Genomic DNA, 16,075 nt, shown 5'->3' on the forward strand with positions numbered 1-16,075 from the left:
TTTACCCGAACATAACGAAGCCCCGTCCTGCAAGCGCCGACTGATCATCAAGAATGTTAAAACCCGGCTTTGCAGGACGGGGCTTCTTTAAATTTCCGGGATTATCTTGCCTATACCCTGATCTCATCCTTACGCACCGGACGCGGGCGGCCTTCGGCGTCGATGGCGACAAAGGTAAAGGTTGCCTCGGTGACCTTGATGCGTGGCGGCTGGTTGCGGCGAAGCACCCAGGCTTCAAGATGCAGCACGATGGATGTGTTGCCGATCCGTTCGATATCGCCATAGACGCAAACCGTATCGCCGACATAAACCGGGCGCAGGAAGGTCATACCGTCAACGGAAACCGTCGCAATACGGCCCTCGGCAACCTGGCTGGCCAGAACACCACCGGCAATATCCATCTGTGACATCAGCCAGCCACCGAAAATATCCCCGCTCGGGTTGGTATCGGCGGGCATGGCAAGGGTGCGGGTACAAAGATCGCCCCGTGGCATGGTGTTTTCACTCATCAAGTTCTGCTCATTTGCTGTCGCCATCAGGCTCACTCCTGTTTCGGGCCTGTCGATAAAGACGGGCCAATTTTTTTATTGGACCTCCCGGTCTCGATTTTCTGCGCCAATGCCGCAAAAATGTGATCTATGGTCAAGACCACTACTTGCATTGAACCTGAAAACACATTTTTATGGGCTGTGCGAACCGACATATGGCACAGACCAGTGGACATATGGTACTCGTTTAGCGCCGAGGCATCCAACGCTCAATATCGAGAAACAGATATGCGTTGTTGGACCTTGTTTTAACACAATTAAAAGAAGTTGCGTTCCGGGGCATGACCGACCTTTTTGAAGATTCAAACCAATCAACAGACAAAGCCTATTCCGCCAAGGATATTGAGGTTCTCGAAGGCCTGGAGCCTGTTCGCAGACGCCCCGGTATGTATATCGGTGGCACGGATGATGCAGCCTTGCACCATCTGGTCGCAGAGATTCTCGATAACTCGATGGACGAAGCGGTCGCAGGCCATGCTGACTGGATCGAACTGGAACTCAGACAGGACAACACAGTCCTTGTCCGCGACAACGGTCGTGGTATTCCGACCGATCCGCATCCGAAGTTCCCGGATAAATCAGCCCTCGAAGTCATTCTGACCACCCTGCATTCGGGTGGCAAGTTTTCGGGCAAGGCCTATGAAACATCCGGCGGTCTGCACGGTGTCGGCATGTCGGTGGTGAACGCCCTGACTGAAAAATTCCGTGTCGAGGTCTGCCGTGACCGCAAGATGGTGTTTCAGGAATATTCGCGCGGTGTGCCGCAAATGCCGCTTCAGGATGGCGGCGCGATCAGCAACCGTCGCGGCACCACGGTCATCTTCAAACCCGATCCCGAGATTTTCGGTGCACGGGCGAAGCTCAAGGCAGCAACCATCTTCCGCATGGCGCGATCAAAGGCCTATCTTTACAAGGGCGTTGAAATCCGCTGGTCGGTTGACCCGCTGCTTCTGACAAGTGACGACCCGACCCCGCAGCAGGAAGTCCTGAAATTCCCGAACGGTATTCTCGACTATCTGGAAATGACGCTTGAGGGTCGCGACCTTGTGACCGAACGTCCCTTTGCGGGCGAAGCCAAGTTTTCCGATAGTCCCGGTCGTGTTGAATGGGCAATCGGCTGGCCCGAAAGCGGCGAAGGCTATTTCCATTCCTACTGTAACACCGTCCCGACCCCGCTTGGCGGGACGCACGAAGCGGGCTTCCGCTATGCTCTGACCAAGGCAATCAAGTCCTATGGTGATATGACCGGCCAGAAAAAGGCCGCAGCCATCACCGCCGAGGACGTCTTTGGCGGCGGCTGCGTGATGCTTTCGGTCTTTATCCCCGACCCGCAATTCCAGGGACAGACCAAGGAAAAGCTGGGCACACAGGGCGCAACCAAGCTGGTTGAAACCGCTGTCCGTGACCATTTTGACCACTGGCTGACCGGGGATACCGAAAACGCCAAGCGTCTGCTTGAACGCATCATCCTGCGCGCCGAGGAACGTCAGCGCCGCAAGGAGAAAAAGGAAACCAAGCGTCAGTCGGCAACCCGCCGCCTGCGTCTGCCGGGTAAACTTGCCGACTGTTCGCGTTCAATTGCCGCTGGCACTGAAATCTTCCTGGTCGAGGGTGACTCGGCAGGTGGTTCTGCCAAGCAGGCCCGTGATCGCGAAACGCAGGCTGTCCTGCCGCTGCGCGGTAAAATCCTGAACGTTGCGTCGGCGACCTATGAAAAGATGATGGCCAACCAGGAAATCAAGGACATGATCGAAGCCTTTGGCTGCGGTTCTGGTAATGATTTCCGTTTGAACGACCTGCGCTACGAACGCATCATCATCATGACCGATGCTGACGTAGATGGCGCGCATATCGCGTCGCTTCTGATGACCTTCTTCTATCAGGAAATGCCTGGTCTGATCGAAAGCGGCCACCTCTACCTGGCCATGCCGCCGCTTTATCGTCTGACCCAGGGTGGTAAATCGATCTATGCGATGGATGACGCCGAGAAGGAAGTCATCCTCAATACCGAGTTCAAGAACCCGAACAAGGTCGAGATTTCCCGATTTAAAGGTCTGGGTGAAATGCCGCCGCAGCAGCTGCGTGAAACCACAATGGCGCATAAAAAGCGTACATTGCTGCGTGTCACCCTGCCCGATGCGGCCGAACCCGATGAACGCGGACAGACCAAGGATCTGGTCAATCGTCTGATGGGCAAAAAACCGGAACTGCGTTTCCAGTTCATTCAGGAACATGCCCGCTTCGTCGAGGATATCGACGTTTAGACAAGACTTGAAAACCTGTTCAAAACCCGGCCATTTGTGCCGGGTTTTTTATCAACTTCCCCATCTCTGCCCCCGTAAAACAGGATCGCATAATGTCGCACAGTTATGCCACCATCCTTGAACAAATCGCCGACCATATTGCCACTGCCGACTTTGGCACAGCGCGCAAGGCTGACTATATCCCGGCTCTGTCTTGTGTTCCTGACGAACATTTTGCCATGGTGATCTGTGGCACCGATGGTCAGGAATTTGCAATTGGTCAGGCCGATTTGCCCTTCTCGATCCAAAGCATCTCGAAAATGTTCGCGCTGGTCCTGGCACAGCGAGCACATGGTGATGCCCTTTGGCAGGCCGTGCGTCGAGAACCATCGGGATCGGCCTTCAATTCCCTGATCCAGCTTGAACAGGAACACGGCATTCCGCGAAACCCGTTCATCAATGCCGGGGCAATCCGCGTCGCCGACCTGATCTCGTCGCGCTATGCCAATCCGGATCGTTCTGTGGCGGAATTTCTGGGTCAGCTTTGTGGCAAACCGGCCATTCGTGTCGATAACGACGTTTATCTGTCCGAGGATCAGCATGGCGACCGAAATCGCGCCATTGCCTATCTTATGAAAAGTTTTGGCAAGCTCGACAATCCGGTCGAAGATGTCGTGCGCGCCTATTTCAAGCAGTGCGCGGTTGCCATGACGGCGCGCGAACTGGCCCGCGCCTGCCGTTTTCTGGCATGCAAGGGTGTCGGCATGGATGGCAAGCCGGTCATCACGCCCGAAGAAACCAGTCGCATCAATGCGCTGATGTTGACCTGCGGAATGTATGACGGGGTTGGTGACTTTGCCTTTACGGTCGGCATTCCAGCCAAAAGCGGGGTTGGCGGCGGCATCATCGGCGTTATTCCGGGGGAATTTTCGGTGTGTGTCTGGTCCCCGCGTCTGGATCAACGCGGGAATTCCGCCGCCGGCATTCGCGCCCTTGAAATGCTGATCCGGGCCATCGGACGGTCTGTGTTCTAGGCCCTTTGATCACATGCACCCCGTTCAGGGATGTCCACTATCCTTGCATCAGAATGCACAAAGACCCTCAACCGGCGCGATAACGATGGTGTGATTGCACACCATTTTTGATCGAATTTGCCTTACCACACCGTATGATGACAGAATGACATCAAAGGACTTGTCCAATGAACACGCGCATATTTGAAAGAGCACCTCTTGCCGCTGGTTGCGCCATCCTGCTCGGGCTTGGCGGATGTGGTGTGGCCTTGATCGAAGCCCCGAATTATCACGTATCCGAAGTGCAAAGTTTTAAGGTTGCGGGCGCGCCAAGCGGAGTCATGATGCTTGAAATTATCGACCCCGATAATACCCTGCCCGCACAGACATGGGCCGATGCCTTGTCCGACCAGCCACCACCACCGCGCCTGCGTTTTGTCACAGACCCTGCAGACGTTAAAGACGGTCAAACTCTGAAAGCGGAAAACCGTCTTGTTGCCGTCGTCAATCCTTCCCAGAACACGTTTGGCAATGCGATTTGCACCGACCCGCAAACCGGCGGAATGGAAGGCATTTCTGATCGCCTGATTGTCCGGTTCGGATTTTGCGTCGGCGATGATCTGATTTCGGAAACACGCGCACGTTTCGTGCCCGAAAATTTCGAAACACAGCTCTATAATAACGCCGACACTATCAGTTTTCAGCTATTCCCGCGGCACATGCGCAACAACGATGATGATCGCACCTGCAGCCCGTTTGAAACGGTTTGCTGAACTTCACATTACTTAATGCAGCACATGTGAGTGCGACTAATCAACTATTCCCGCGCAGCCGAAACGATCAGTCCCCGATCAGCCTGCTGGCGAGAACCGGTAATGCAAACGCACGCATCCGCGATCAAGCATTTGCGTGCTGATCAATGTCGGACTGCTGCGAAAACCTGTCTGGGGGAAAAGCGGTTTTCCCCCACCCAGTATTTCCGGCATGACGTAAATTTCAATTTCGTCGAGTGCGTCTCGTTCAATGAACGCCATTTGCAGCTTTCCACCGCCCAGCATCCAGACATCCCCATCATCAAAAGCACGAAGCTCGGAGATCAATGCGTCAACGTCACTTCGCACGTCAATATCCGCGACGGGATTATCAATCGGACGGGATGTGACCACAATTACCCGCTTTCCGTGATAAGGCCATTCCGACGGTTGGCTTGCAACAAAATCATAGGTTGCCCGCCCCATCACCAGGGTTTGAATACGCTTGATGAACTTGTTGTAATCGTATGCACCAAGATCCATCCCGTCATATGCAAATAACCAATCGAGATTGTCATTTCTGTCCGCGATCATCCCGTCAAGACTGGTTGCGATATACCCAAGAATTCTTGCCATGACCAAATCTCCGTTGATTTATAAACGAATATACGTTTATAAATAATCATGGCAAGAAACAAGACAATTCCCGACAGTCAGGTGCTCGACACCATCTTTGAAACCGTGCTTGAAACCGGACCGTCAAACCTGACATTTGCCCGGGCATCAAAAGCCTGCGGCCTTTCACCAGCGACACTTGTGCAACGCTACGGCACGCGTGATGCTCTGCTCCTTGCGACATTGCTCCGCGCTTGGGACCGGCTTGATGCTGAAACGCATGCAGCGGATCAGGAAGAACCATCAAGTCCGAATGGCGCAATCGAAATTCTGCTGCGCCTGATGCCGCCGGAAACAGCAGACCGGGACACCAGCAACGGCTTGCTGGTTCTGCATGAAGACATCCGCAACCCGCAACTTCGCGCACGCGGGGCTGCCTGGGGACATCGCCTTGCCGCAATACTTGGCCGCCGCCTGTCAAAACAGCCCGAAGAAGGAAGAAAGCTTGGCTGGCAAATGGCCAGCATATGGCAAGGGGCACACACATGGTGGGCTTTCACCCGTGAGCAACCTGCCGATCAGACAATCAGGGAAATGCTCCAAGAATGGGTTGCCCGCAACACATAAAAAAATCCCGCCCTACCGTACGAGAAGATCAAGCAACGCACTGGCGAAAATTTCCGGCTGTTCAAGTGGCACATAATGTCCGGCCCCGGCAATTTCGTGATAGGTCGCACCGGGAAGAGCATCCGCCATCTCCCGGTGGCTTTCCGGACTGATGATCCGGTCGTGGGTCCCGACAACTACGCTACAGGGCACAACAACATCGCCAAGATCCGCCATGCTGTCCGGGCGCATGGCTACCGCGTGGTTCTGGCGTTCAAACACACCGACCCCGCAGGCGTCACCCATTGCCGTCAACAGTGAAACCAGCGTCTCATCATTGCGATTATCAGGATGCAGCATCTCGTCAAGCATCCCTTCATTGACTGCGACAAACGGTTGCCTGGCTGCCACGAAACGCGATAGCAACAATCGCCGGCGTCGGACCGCCTCGCTGTCGGCTGTTGCCCGGGTATTGACCAGCATCAGGTGACTGACCCGTTCCGGGGCCTGACGCATGATTTCAAAGGCGGCATATCCGCCCATCGACATACCCACCAGCGCAAACCGTTCGGGTACGGCTTCCAGCACCGCACGTGCCATATCCGATACCGTATCCTGATCAAACAATTCGCAAAATACCGGTACAATGGCGGGCTTTCTGACGTCGCGAAGATCATCATAAGCCGTCAGCGCCTGATGCCACATGCGCTGATCGGCCAGCATGCCCGATAAAAACACAACGGGCACGCCATCGGCTGATGCGTGCCCGATATTCTGATCCGGTCGGGATATCATTTGATCAGCGCACTCAATTCCTTGAATTCCGGGGTACCCGCCACGCGCAGCCATTCAAACATCACGCTTTCGCGCGTCACGATCTTTGCACCGGCATCGCGCATGCGTTCAAGGCCGAAAATCTTGTCTGACATGCTGCGCGATGTTACCGCATCGGCAACCACATAAACCTCGCGGCCACGCTCGATCAGTTCCATCACGGTCTGCAACACACAAACATGGGTTTCCATGCCGATGACCACCACCTGATCACGGCCCGGACTTTCTTCCATTTTCTCGATAAAACCATCGGCGGGGATGGCTGAAAACGCCACTTTGGAAACCACATTTCCACCTTCGGAGGCATCGCTTGGCTTTTCGATCAGATCAAGAATGGGTTTTGCCGTATGCCCAAGGCCCTTGGGATATTGTTCGGTGACAATCACCGGAACACCCAGCCGATTGGCGCATTTCACAAGAAAACAGCAATTGGCGATGATCTGTTCAGGCTCCTGACAGGCCGGATAGAGTTTTTCCTGAACATCGATAACCAGCAAACTTGCACGCGTTGCATCCATCAGCACGGCTTTTCTCCCCTGTGCATTATCTATTTAGACAGGTTACGCCGCCAAATTGTTGCAAACAAGCCTCTCAACAAGGTGTTTATCGGTTTTCGAAGCGAATTTTGCGGCGTTTTTCTTGACTTAATTAAGGGTTAGCTTTACGACGCAAACAGATTTTTGCATATCCGCTTAACTTAACGCATTCTATTGCGGGAAAACGAACCATATGAATTTCGCCGATCTCGGTCTGAGCGAAGATATCCTCAAAGCCGTCGCAGACGCCGGCTACGACACCCCCACCCCGATCCAGGCTCAAGCTATTCCGTCGGTGCTGATGGCGCGCGACATTCTGGGCTGTGCACAGACGGGTACGGGTAAAACTGCCAGCTTCACCCTGCCGATGCTTGATATCCTGCATCATGGCCGCGCGCGTATGCGTATGCCGCGTTCCATCATTCTGGAACCGACCCGCGAGCTTGCAACACAGGTAGCGGCAAACTTCGACACCTATGGCAAATACATGTCTTTGTCGAAGGCATTGATCATCGGCGGCGAGTCTGCTGTCGAACAGGGCAAGATCCTGGAAAAAGGCGCTGATGTGATCATCGCGACGCCGGGCCGCCTGATTGATACCTTTGAACGTGGCAAACTGCTTCTTTCCGATTGCAAATTGCTTGTGATCGACGAAGCCGACCGCATGCTCGACATGGGCTTCATCCCCGACATCGAAAAGATCGTCAATATGCTGCCCAAGCAGCGCCAGACGCTTTTCTTCTCGGCGACCATGCCCACTGAGATCCGTCGTCTTGCCGACAAATTCCTGTCCAATCCAAAGGAAATCACCGTTGCCCGCCCATCCAGCATGGCATCAACGGTTGAACACAAACTTGTGGTCATGGATGACATGGACAAGCGCGAAGCACTTCGCCGTTTGATCCGTGCCGAAGACGTCAAGAACGCCTTCGTATTCTGTAACCGCAAAAAGGATGTCGACATCCTTTTCAAATCTCTGACCAAGCACGGCTTTAATGCCGGACGCATGCATGGCGATCTGGCACAAAGCGAACGTACCGAAACGCTTGCGAAATTCAAAACCGGCGAGATCACTTTGCTGGTCTGCTCGGATGTTGCCGCACGCGGTATTGACGTAGCCGATGTATCGCACGTCTTTAACTTCGACGTTCCTTTCAACTCCGAAGATTACGTCCACCGTACCGGCCGTACCGGTCGTGCAGGCCGCGACGGCAAGGCCTTTACCCTTGCCGTGCCTGAAGACGGCAAGCTGGTCGCGGCAATCCAGAAGACGATCAATATCGACATTCCGCTGACCGACCTTGAAGGCATTGAAACGCTTGAGCTGGACTTCACCGGCAAGAAGCGTCGCAACAAGAAAAGCCGCAAGTCATCAAACACCCGCGATGACAAACCGGCCCGTTCGGCAAAGTCGAATGAGCGTGCAAAACCGGAAGCCCCGGCAAAGTCCCAGACGGAAGCCCCGGCTGTCGCCAAGGAAGAAGAAGCTCCCAAGGCACCGGCACGCGAAGCCAGAACCAATCATGACCGCCACGAACGTCATGACCGGACCGAACGCGCGGATCGTAACGACCGCAATGATCGCAACAACCGCAATCATCGCCGTGATCGTGACGACCGTGATGACAAACCGGTTGTCGGCTTTGGCGATCACGTTCCGTCCTTCCTGCTAACAGCAGTTCCGGCATCAAGCCTTGGTCGCAAGTCAACCGACGACGAAGACGTGAAAGAGGAGCCGAAAAAGGCCCCTGCACGCAAGGCGGCGGCAAAATCGACAAAGACGGGCAAGACCACGCGCGCCAAAACGCCGCGTCGCGCGCCTAAAAAGGCCGCTGACGAAGCACCGGCAGCCGATGCAAGCCCGGCGACCGAGGCACCTGTTTCGGCCAGCACAGAAACAGAAGCGGCGCCGGTTGCAGAAAAGCCTGCTGAGAAAAAACGCGCTCCGCGTCGTCCGCGCAAAAAAGCAGCCCCAAAGGCCGCAGCTGCGGAAAGCGCCGAAGCTGCTGATACGGCACCGACCCCAAGCGAAGGCTAGGCCGGACAGTCCGTCCAAAGAAAACCTGTTAAAGACAAAAGGCCGTCAGAACAGTCTGACGGCCTTTTTCTATTGTGCGATATGCAACCTGATTTAAACGGCGCGGAACAATCCGGTAGAACTCGGCTTTTCGGGGCGGCGCTTGCGCATCAGTTTGAGCATGGTTTCAATCGTGATTGAAAGCAGCGTCGCATGGGTGATCTCCTCGATCTCGTCCATGACAAGCGAAAGCGCATTTCCGGCATTGGTATTCTGGACAATGCTGTTGGACGGGCCGGTACCGACCTCCTCAAACAGTTGCACCACATCGAGAAGCGTCGTGCGCTTGGCATTCCCACAGAAACGATAACCGCCCCCCGCACCACGCACGGACTCAACAAGTCCCGCACGGCCAAGATCACGCAGAACCTTTGCCAGATGATTGGTCGAGATATTATACCGCTCGGCGATTTCCGATGCCGACAGCTGACGGTCGGTATCTTCGGCCAATTCAAGCACGGCATAGAGGGCAAACAGGGTTGCCTTTTGCAAGGACATCATGGCTTAAGCCCCCTCTTCCATATCGGTTTCAAGCTGGATGAACGGGCCGGCCATCATGCCCTGTGACCGGAAGAACGACATAAGGTCGGTGGCATCGCGCGGGATCATGGTACGGACCTTGGTCACCCCGGCATTGCGGAAACAGCGGCAGATTTCGTTATACAGAATGGTGCCGATCCCGCCCATGCGCAGATCCGGCTCGACACTGACCGTCCCGACCCAGCCACACGGTACGGAATTGAATTCCCAGGACCGGACTTCCCCAAAGATACAGCCAAGCAGCGTACCCTCTTCCTCCGCGACCAGGAAAAAGCGGGAATCCTTGCGGTTGCCATAACGGGTAAACAGATCGTCCCAATATTCGGGTTTACGCAAACCTGTGGTGCGGTCATCAAGACCGACGACATTTGGCAGGTCTTCCAGAACCGCCGGACGAATATTGATTTTATGCTCGCCAATCGTAACCAGGTTATATCCCGGCGTATTTTGCGCAGCGTCCACCTTATATGCCTTTCTGTAACGTGGTTGGCCTTGCCAACCTCCCCCGGCTTCCGATCAGGAGAATAACCACAATCAAAATAAGTAAATTGGTACGATTATACTACACTGCACAGATGGCACGCGGCAATGATAAGTTCCGCTGCAGGTGCGAGGGAAATTACACTAAACCCAAGCATTCCAAGGAATTGAAGGACATACTGTTATTCATTAGTTCTTGCAAGACCCAAGCAGGCATCAAAGCACGCGCTATGACTTCATTCATATACAGTCCCGCACCGTAAAAAATGCTGCGTTCGACTACGCAAAGATTGACAGAAACCCGAAGTCATGGCTTATCGCGCAGCAGAAAATACTTACAGCCAGTTCGAAATTTGGCAAAATCTGCCAACGCAATTCGATCCTTAATGGACCGAATGCAATCTGGCTATCTATGACCCAAAGGAGTGTGGCACGCTATGGCGCGCAACGGATTCGACGCAATTGATCGCAAAATTCTTCGTGAAATTCAGGAAGACGGGCGAATCTCCATGGTCGAATTGGCAGACAAGGTCGGCCTGTCTGTTTCGCCCTGCCTGCGGCGACTTCGCAAACTCGAAGAAAGCGGCGTCATTCGCAAATATGTCGCCCTGCTTGATCCGGCCCATCTGCATCTCGGCGTGAATGTCTTTGTCACTGTGTCCCTGACCCAGCATGACGAACCGTCGCTTCGCCGGTTCGAAACCGCCGTTCAGGCTCATCCGGAAATCGTTGATTGCTATGCCATGGTCGGCAATCAGGATTACATGATGCGTATTGTCGTGCCAGACCCGGCTTCCTATCAGCGCTTCCTGTCCGAAGTGATGATGAAGCTTCCGGGTGTTGCCAACATGAAATCAAGCTTCACCCTGCACGAAGTCAAGAACAGCACCACCCTTCCGGTTTCCGACATCGACTGATCAATGACGGCCTGCCATCGCAGGCCTGACGCCAGAACATGGAACGCGCCGTCAGGCACCATCTGGCACCGTCATCCCCGCGCAGGCGGGGACTTCGAACCACATGTTCAAGACACTCTATCTCTGCTCCGGCTCCAGTTACGCCCTTGCTCTGCTCTGACTCTGACTCTGGCGTTGCACTGACGCTGCTCCGTGGCCTGCCCCAGACCCCGGCCCCCACACCGCACACCGCATCCGAACGCAGCCCAGCCTTACACCGCTGCCGCACGCCTGTCGGGAATAATGGTCGGAAACAGGATGGCAAGCGTCACCCCGCGCAGCAGGAAGAAGGCGTTAAACGACGCCCATAGCAAATGATTACTGCCCATCGCAACGGCTCCCCACGCCATCAGGCCGTAAATCCCCACAGACACCAGCATCATATTGCGCCAGTGCTTGGTTTGCATCGCGCCCAGAAACACCCCGTCAAACTGAAATCCCAGAACACCGGTTACTGGCAATATCACCGCCCATAACAGGTACTCATAGGACGCATCGCGTACTTCGGGAATACTTGTCAGCGCATCAATGATCCATGGTCCGACGGCGGCAAATACAATTACCATCGCAACGGCGGAAACAAGGCCCCAGATCGTGGTCTTGCGCACTGCCCACAGAAACTGTTTGCGCCGCTCTGCCCCATACGCCTGCCCGACAAGGGTTTCAGCCGCATGGGCAAAGCCATCAAGGGCGAATGATCCGAACATCAGGAAATTCTGCAACACGGCATTGGCAGCAAGCGTCACCTCGCCAAACCGGGCCGAGAAACTGGTGAACAGCGCAAAGGCCGATGTCAGCGCCATGGTCCGGATAAAGATATCACCATTGATCTTCATCAGCCTGGCAATCTGGCTACGGTCAAGAATACCGATCCCCCGCCATGTGCCGCCAAGACGTTTGAGATGCGGCTGCATCAAAAACCAGCCCAGCACCACGCCGGAATAATCGGCAATAACGGTCGCCCCGGCCACCCCTTTGACATCCCAGCCGAACCCCTGCACAAACAGGATATCCAGAATGATGTTCAGCGAATTGAGCACCACCTGAAAAATGAACACTGCCCGGCTGTCCCGCATCGCCAATAACCAGCCCAGCATGCAATATTGCATCAGGGTCGCGGGTGACGCCCAGATCCGGACATGGAAATAATCCCGTGCTGCGGCCTCGACTGCTTGTGTCGGCGCAATCAGCGACATCGACAGTTCAATGATCGGCCATTGCAGCACCATCACGGCAAGCCCGGCGACAATCGCAATCAGGGCGGCACGGGCAAAGACCGCACGCACGCCATTGGGATCACGTCGGCCATAAGCCTGTGCCGCAAGCCCGGTGGTCGCCATGCGCAAGAAGCCGAAACTCCAGAACACATAGGAAAAGACAAGCGCCCCGACGGCAACCGCCCCGATATAGTGCGGGCTGTCAAGATGACCGACCACGGCAGTATCAACCGCGCCAAGTAACGGCACAGTCGCATTGGACAGAATAATCGGCAGGGTCAACGACAGAACGCGTCGATCCCCTTTGCCGAACCAGCGGCGCGGGCGGTTCATACGGGCCTCTAGATTTATCTTGATACGGGGCGCTCCGGCGAACCGGAAGATTTCTTGTGGCACAGAAAAGCCAACGGCAAAAGGCAGGTTTTTTGATTATACCAGCTCAAAAAATCCACATCGTTGAATGTGACCGGGAGTCATACCTATCATTTCGCGCATGATGATTTTCATTTTGGGGAATTTTCGACAATTTTTCGGAATACCGAAAACTGAAACTTCACCAGAAACCAACGCAGATCACTGTTTTTAAACAGAAAATAATATTTCACAAACCCGACCAACCGCATAAGGTCATTTTCCGAAAACCGATACCAACGGATAGATATCGGCGCGTTCAGACGATAATTCGGCGGCAAATTTGGTAAATTTCGCCTATACGCCCCTTTCCATCCACAAACTTATCCACAGGATAGCCTTGCAAATTGCAATTCCCGAAGAGCCAAAAGCTGACCGACAGTCGATATGACAAAAATGACTGGTCGTCTGACCGCTGCGTTGCTAATCAGGGGGAAAGGTTTATTCAGGAAAATTATGATGAGCACCGACACTTTATTATCTGGTCCGACCCTGCCTGCTGCATCTGGCACAACCAAAAACATTGTGATCCTGCTGCATGGTTACGGGGCTGACGGAAATGACCTGATTGGTCTGGCGCCACATCTCGCACGTGCCCTGCCCGATACCAGCTTCTATTCCCCCAATGCACCCTACCCGTGCGAAATGTCGCCATTTGGCCGTCAATGGTTCAGTCTGGCCGAATATGATCCGGAATTTCTCCGCCGCACGCCAGAAACCATGTCCGGCGCTCTTGCTGCCATGGCCGAAGGTGCCGATAAAAGTGCATCCTTTGTCGACGGCTTTATTGATCACCTGATGAAAACCCACGGCCTGACCGAGGACAAGGTCGCACTTGTCGGGTTCTCGCAAGGGACCATGATGTCGCTTCAGACCGCCCCGCGCCGTGCCAAACAGCTTGCCGGTGTTGTCGGTTTCTCGGGCGCCCTTCTTGGCGATGCAGCCTTTGGCGCAGAACTGAAGTCACGCCCGCCGGTCCTTCTGGTTCACGGCGCTGCCGATCCGGTCGTCCCGATCGAGGCATCTCGGATTGCAAAGACAACCCTTGCCGCAAACGGCATTGATGTTGCCCTGCATGAACGCCCGAACCTGCAACATGGCATTGACGAGGAAGGCCTTGGCCTGGCGCTTGAATTCCTGCGCAAAAATCTGGGCTGACCACCCGCTTTCCAGACCGCACGCACTGCCTGCACAGACAAAACACCCGCCGGTTCCGGCGGGGGTTTTTTATTTCCCCGACCGCCAGAACATATTTGCATGCGATTAGCGGTCTGCGTGTGCCAGATCGCCCGAGCACAACAGAATAGAAACATTACAATCAGATATTAAACCAAGCGTTTCAAATAGTTGATGAAATTCGACAAGGAACATGCCTATACTTTTTAACAGGCCGAACCACTCATTTAGACAAATAACAATGCTTTGGTATAGACATCTGTACCTTGGCTAGGACGGAACAGCAGGAAAACGGGTACAGAACATGCTCCAAAACATCCGGATTGGCAAAAAGGTCGCCAGCCTTTCAATATTATCCCTGATCGCGCTATTGGCGATTTCCGCCTTCGAGCTTGTCGCCCTGCGCGACGCTCTTCTGGAAGACCGCAAAGACAAGATCCAGGCCACGACAGCAATGCTGCTCAGTTCAGCCAAGGCATATCAGGCCCGCGTTGACAGCGGCGAACTCAGTCAGGAAGACGCTCAGACCGCCTTCTATTTCTCGGCGGCTGCGTCGAAATTTGATGAGGGCACCGGGTATTTCTTTGCCTATGACAGCAAGGGTATCTCGACAATGCATGGCGCGAATGCCGCCCTTGTCGGCACGGATATGAGCAAGGTTCAGGATCCGACAGGATCCTATATCATTCAGGACATGCTGAAAGTTGGCCAGCAACCCGGTGGCGGATTCTTTTCCTATTGGTGGCCAAAGCCCAACATGCCCAAGGAAGAATTGTTTGAAAAGCTGTCCTACGCAGCAACCCTGCCCTGGGGGCATATCATCGGCACCGGGATCTATATTGACGATGTCGATACTGCCTTCTGGGAACAGGCAATTCTGGTACTTGTTATGATTGCGATCATCCTCGCTATCATGAGCTTCGTATCCATTGCGATCGGCCGCAATATCACGGTTGGTTTGAAAAAGCTGTCTGCCCGCATGGCCCGGATTGCCAGTGGGGACCTGAGCGGCGAAATCGAAGGCCAGAATCGTGGTGACGAAGTTGGCGACATGGCGCGTACGGTGGTTTCCTTCCGGCAACAGGCCGTCGAAAACCTCGAACTGCAGGAACGTCAGAAACAACTTGAAATACAGGCTGACAAGCAACGCCGTCAGGACATCACCGACATGGCCGACAGTCTTGAACAGCGGGTCAAGGTTCTGATCAATGCCATTTCGGGTTCCATTACGGAAATGAAACAGGCCACCTCGACCATGGAAGAAGCCAGCAGCACCAACAGCCAGCTTTCAGCGGCCGTTGCCTCGGCGACGACCCAGACATCGACCAACGTGCAAACTGTTTCGGCCGCGACCGAGGAACTTACAGCTTCGTCTGATGAAATCGCCCATCAGATCGCCCAGTCCGCCGACATTGCCAATCAGGCCAATGATCAGGCCACCCGCACCAATCAGACCGTGACCGGACTTGCCGAAGCAGCCCAGAAAATCGGTGACGTTGCCCAGTTGATCGGCGACATTGCCGAACAGACCAACCTGCTCGCACTCAACGCCACCATCGAGGCCGCGCGTGCCGGTGATGCCGGCAAGGGCTTTGCTGTCGTCGCAAGCGAGGTCAAAAACCTTGCCAACCAGACCGCCAAGGCAACCGAGGAAATCAATCAGCAGATCCTGTCAGTTCAGAATGAAACCGGCGAAGCGGTCGAGGCGATCCGCCTGATCTCCGAAACCATCGCCCGCGTTGCCGATAGCTCGACTGCCATTGCTGCGGCAGTCGAAGAACAGCACGCTGCCATCGGTGAAATTTCACGCAACGTCCAGCAAGCGGCTGATGGCACCGCCGAGGTTTCACAGCGTATCGAAACAGTGAACCAGAATGCCGGTCGCGTGTCTTCGGGCACCACCCAGTTGGCCCATTCTGCGGAAAAACTGGTCGAAGAAGCCCAGTCACTTGATGAAGCGGTCGAACACTTCCTCGCCGATTTACGTAAGCGGGCAATCGACTGATATATAGGGACTTTTCATCACATCACAGGAGCCGCGAACACTGGTTTGCGGCTCCTTTTTCATGTG

The 16,075-nt window shown here is 54.6% G+C and carries 14 protein-coding genes and 1 pseudogene; 8 read left to right on the plus strand and 7 right to left on the minus strand.

Annotated features, from left to right (window positions below; translation table 11 throughout):
- Positions 1-110 precede the first annotated feature (110 nt).
- The gene (locus tag TH30_RS20790; protein WP_114100006.1) at positions 111-536 is read right to left on the minus strand and encodes an acyl-CoA thioesterase; all 426 of its coding nucleotides are present in this window, start codon (positions 534-536) and stop codon (positions 111-113) included.
- 293 nt (positions 537-829) lie between these two features.
- On the opposite strand from TH30_RS20790, the gene parE reads away from it, so the two are divergent.
- The 3 genes from parE (at position 830) to TH30_RS20805 (ending at position 4,577) form a co-directional block, all read left to right on the plus strand.
- Positions 830-2,812, plus strand: coding sequence for a DNA topoisomerase IV subunit B (parE, locus tag TH30_RS20795; RefSeq protein WP_114100007.1), 1,983 nt, complete (start codon positions 830-832; stop codon positions 2,810-2,812).
- 92 nt (positions 2,813-2,904) lie between these two features.
- Entirely contained in the window at positions 2,905-3,825 is a 921-nt protein-coding gene (locus TH30_RS20800) for a glutaminase (RefSeq protein ID WP_114100008.1), read from the plus strand.
- 167 nt (positions 3,826-3,992) lie between these two features.
- Positions 3,993-4,577 (plus strand): hypothetical protein, encoded by a 585-nt coding sequence (locus TH30_RS20805; RefSeq protein WP_114100009.1) that lies wholly within the window; start codon positions 3,993-3,995, stop codon positions 4,575-4,577.
- A gap of 144 nt (positions 4,578-4,721) precedes the next feature.
- Here the strand turns inward: TH30_RS20805 and TH30_RS20810 are convergent.
- Positions 4,722-5,192, minus strand: a pseudogene (locus TH30_RS20810) (dihydrofolate reductase family protein); the annotation flags it as partial.
- Between the two features lie 48 nt (positions 5,193-5,240).
- Here TH30_RS20810 and TH30_RS20815 point away from each other — a divergent pair.
- On the plus strand, positions 5,241-5,798 hold the full coding sequence (locus TH30_RS20815) for a TetR/AcrR family transcriptional regulator (protein WP_114100011.1): 558 nt from the start codon (positions 5,241-5,243) through the stop codon (positions 5,796-5,798).
- 12 nt (positions 5,799-5,810) lie between these two features.
- Here TH30_RS20815 and TH30_RS20820 read toward each other — a convergent pair whose 3' ends face one another.
- Positions 5,811-6,572 carry an alpha/beta fold hydrolase gene (locus TH30_RS20820; RefSeq protein ID WP_114100012.1) on the minus strand — a complete coding sequence of 254 codons (762 nt, stop codon included), beginning with the start codon at positions 6,570-6,572 and terminating at the stop codon, positions 5,811-5,813.
- A complete protein-coding gene (locus TH30_RS20825) occupies positions 6,569-7,129 on the minus strand; it encodes a hydrolase (protein WP_114100013.1) in 561 nt (186 codons plus the stop codon). The genes TH30_RS20820 and TH30_RS20825 overlap by 4 nt, the downstream gene beginning before the upstream one ends.
- Before the next feature lie 211 nt (positions 7,130-7,340).
- Between TH30_RS20825 and TH30_RS20830 the strand changes: the two genes are divergently transcribed.
- Positions 7,341-9,185 (plus strand): DEAD/DEAH box helicase, encoded by a 1,845-nt coding sequence (locus tag TH30_RS20830; protein ID WP_114100014.1) that lies wholly within the window; start codon positions 7,341-7,343, stop codon positions 9,183-9,185.
- A 93-nt stretch (positions 9,186-9,278) separates the two neighbouring features.
- Here TH30_RS20830 and TH30_RS20835 read toward each other — a convergent pair whose 3' ends face one another.
- Both TH30_RS20835 and TH30_RS20840 read right to left on the minus strand, forming a co-directional pair.
- Positions 9,279-9,725 (minus strand): Rrf2 family transcriptional regulator, encoded by a 447-nt coding sequence (locus TH30_RS20835; RefSeq protein ID WP_114100015.1) that lies wholly within the window; start codon positions 9,723-9,725, stop codon positions 9,279-9,281.
- Positions 9,726-9,728: 3 nt separating this feature from the next.
- Positions 9,729-10,226, minus strand: a complete 498-nt coding sequence (locus TH30_RS20840; RefSeq protein ID WP_114100016.1) for a GNAT family N-acetyltransferase — start codon at positions 10,224-10,226, stop codon at positions 9,729-9,731.
- A 455-nt stretch (positions 10,227-10,681) separates the two neighbouring features.
- Here TH30_RS20840 and TH30_RS20845 point away from each other — a divergent pair, with 455 nt between their 5' ends.
- Positions 10,682-11,161 carry an Lrp/AsnC family transcriptional regulator gene (locus tag TH30_RS20845; protein ID WP_114100017.1) on the plus strand — a complete coding sequence of 160 codons (480 nt, stop codon included), beginning with the start codon at positions 10,682-10,684 and terminating at the stop codon, positions 11,159-11,161.
- 251 nt (positions 11,162-11,412) lie between these two features.
- Here the strand turns inward: TH30_RS20845 and TH30_RS20850 are convergent, their stop codons facing one another.
- A complete protein-coding gene (locus TH30_RS20850) occupies positions 11,413-12,750 on the minus strand; it encodes an MATE family efflux transporter (RefSeq protein WP_114100018.1) in 1,338 nt (445 codons plus the stop codon).
- 537 nt (positions 12,751-13,287) lie between these two features.
- On the opposite strand from TH30_RS20850, the gene TH30_RS20855 reads away from it, so the two are divergent.
- Both TH30_RS20855 and TH30_RS20860 read left to right on the plus strand, forming a co-directional pair.
- Positions 13,288-13,986, plus strand: coding sequence for an alpha/beta hydrolase (locus TH30_RS20855; RefSeq protein ID WP_114100019.1), 699 nt, complete (start codon positions 13,288-13,290; stop codon positions 13,984-13,986).
- A 322-nt stretch (positions 13,987-14,308) separates the two neighbouring features.
- Positions 14,309-16,009, plus strand: a complete 1,701-nt coding sequence (locus tag TH30_RS20860) for a methyl-accepting chemotaxis protein (protein WP_114100020.1) — start codon at positions 14,309-14,311, stop codon at positions 16,007-16,009.
- The last annotated feature ends 66 nt before the right edge of the window (positions 16,010-16,075 follow it).

Source organism: Thalassospira profundimaris (genome assembly GCF_003326795.1).
Classification (GTDB): Bacteria; Pseudomonadota; Alphaproteobacteria; order Rhodospirillales; family Thalassospiraceae; genus Thalassospira; species Thalassospira profundimaris_C.

Bases quoted from the DNA above. Each gene is read 5' to 3' on its own strand.
- TH30_RS20845 (WP_114100017.1), top strand. From the start codon at position 10,682: ATGGCGCGCAACGGATTCGACGCAATTGATCGCAAAATTCTTCGTGAA.
- TH30_RS20800 (WP_114100008.1), top strand. From the start codon at position 2,905: ATGTCGCACAGTTATGCCACCATCCTTGAACAAATCGCCGACCATATT.
- TH30_RS20835 (WP_114100015.1), bottom strand. From the start codon at position 9,725: ATGATGTCCTTGCAAAAGGCAACCCTGTTTGCCCTCTATGCCGTGCTT.
- TH30_RS20825 (WP_114100013.1), bottom strand. From the start codon at position 7,129: ATGGATGCAACGCGTGCAAGTTTGCTGGTTATCGATGTTCAGGAAAAA.
- TH30_RS20820 (WP_114100012.1), bottom strand. From the start codon at position 6,572: ATGATATCCCGACCGGATCAGAATATCGGGCACGCATCAGCCGATGGC.
- TH30_RS20850 (WP_114100018.1), bottom strand. From the start codon at position 12,750: ATGAACCGCCCGCGCCGCTGGTTCGGCAAAGGGGATCGACGCGTTCTG.
- TH30_RS20790 (WP_114100006.1), bottom strand. From the start codon at position 536: ATGGCGACAGCAAATGAGCAGAACTTGATGAGTGAAAACACCATGCCA.
- TH30_RS20860 (WP_114100020.1), top strand. From the start codon at position 14,309: ATGCTCCAAAACATCCGGATTGGCAAAAAGGTCGCCAGCCTTTCAATA.
- parE (WP_114100007.1), top strand. From the start codon at position 830: ATGACCGACCTTTTTGAAGATTCAAACCAATCAACAGACAAAGCCTAT.
- TH30_RS20855 (WP_114100019.1), top strand. From the start codon at position 13,288: ATGAGCACCGACACTTTATTATCTGGTCCGACCCTGCCTGCTGCATCT.
- TH30_RS20815 (WP_114100011.1), top strand. From the start codon at position 5,241: ATGGCAAGAAACAAGACAATTCCCGACAGTCAGGTGCTCGACACCATC.
- TH30_RS20830 (WP_114100014.1), top strand. From the start codon at position 7,341: ATGAATTTCGCCGATCTCGGTCTGAGCGAAGATATCCTCAAAGCCGTC.
- TH30_RS20805 (WP_114100009.1), top strand. From the start codon at position 3,993: ATGAACACGCGCATATTTGAAAGAGCACCTCTTGCCGCTGGTTGCGCC.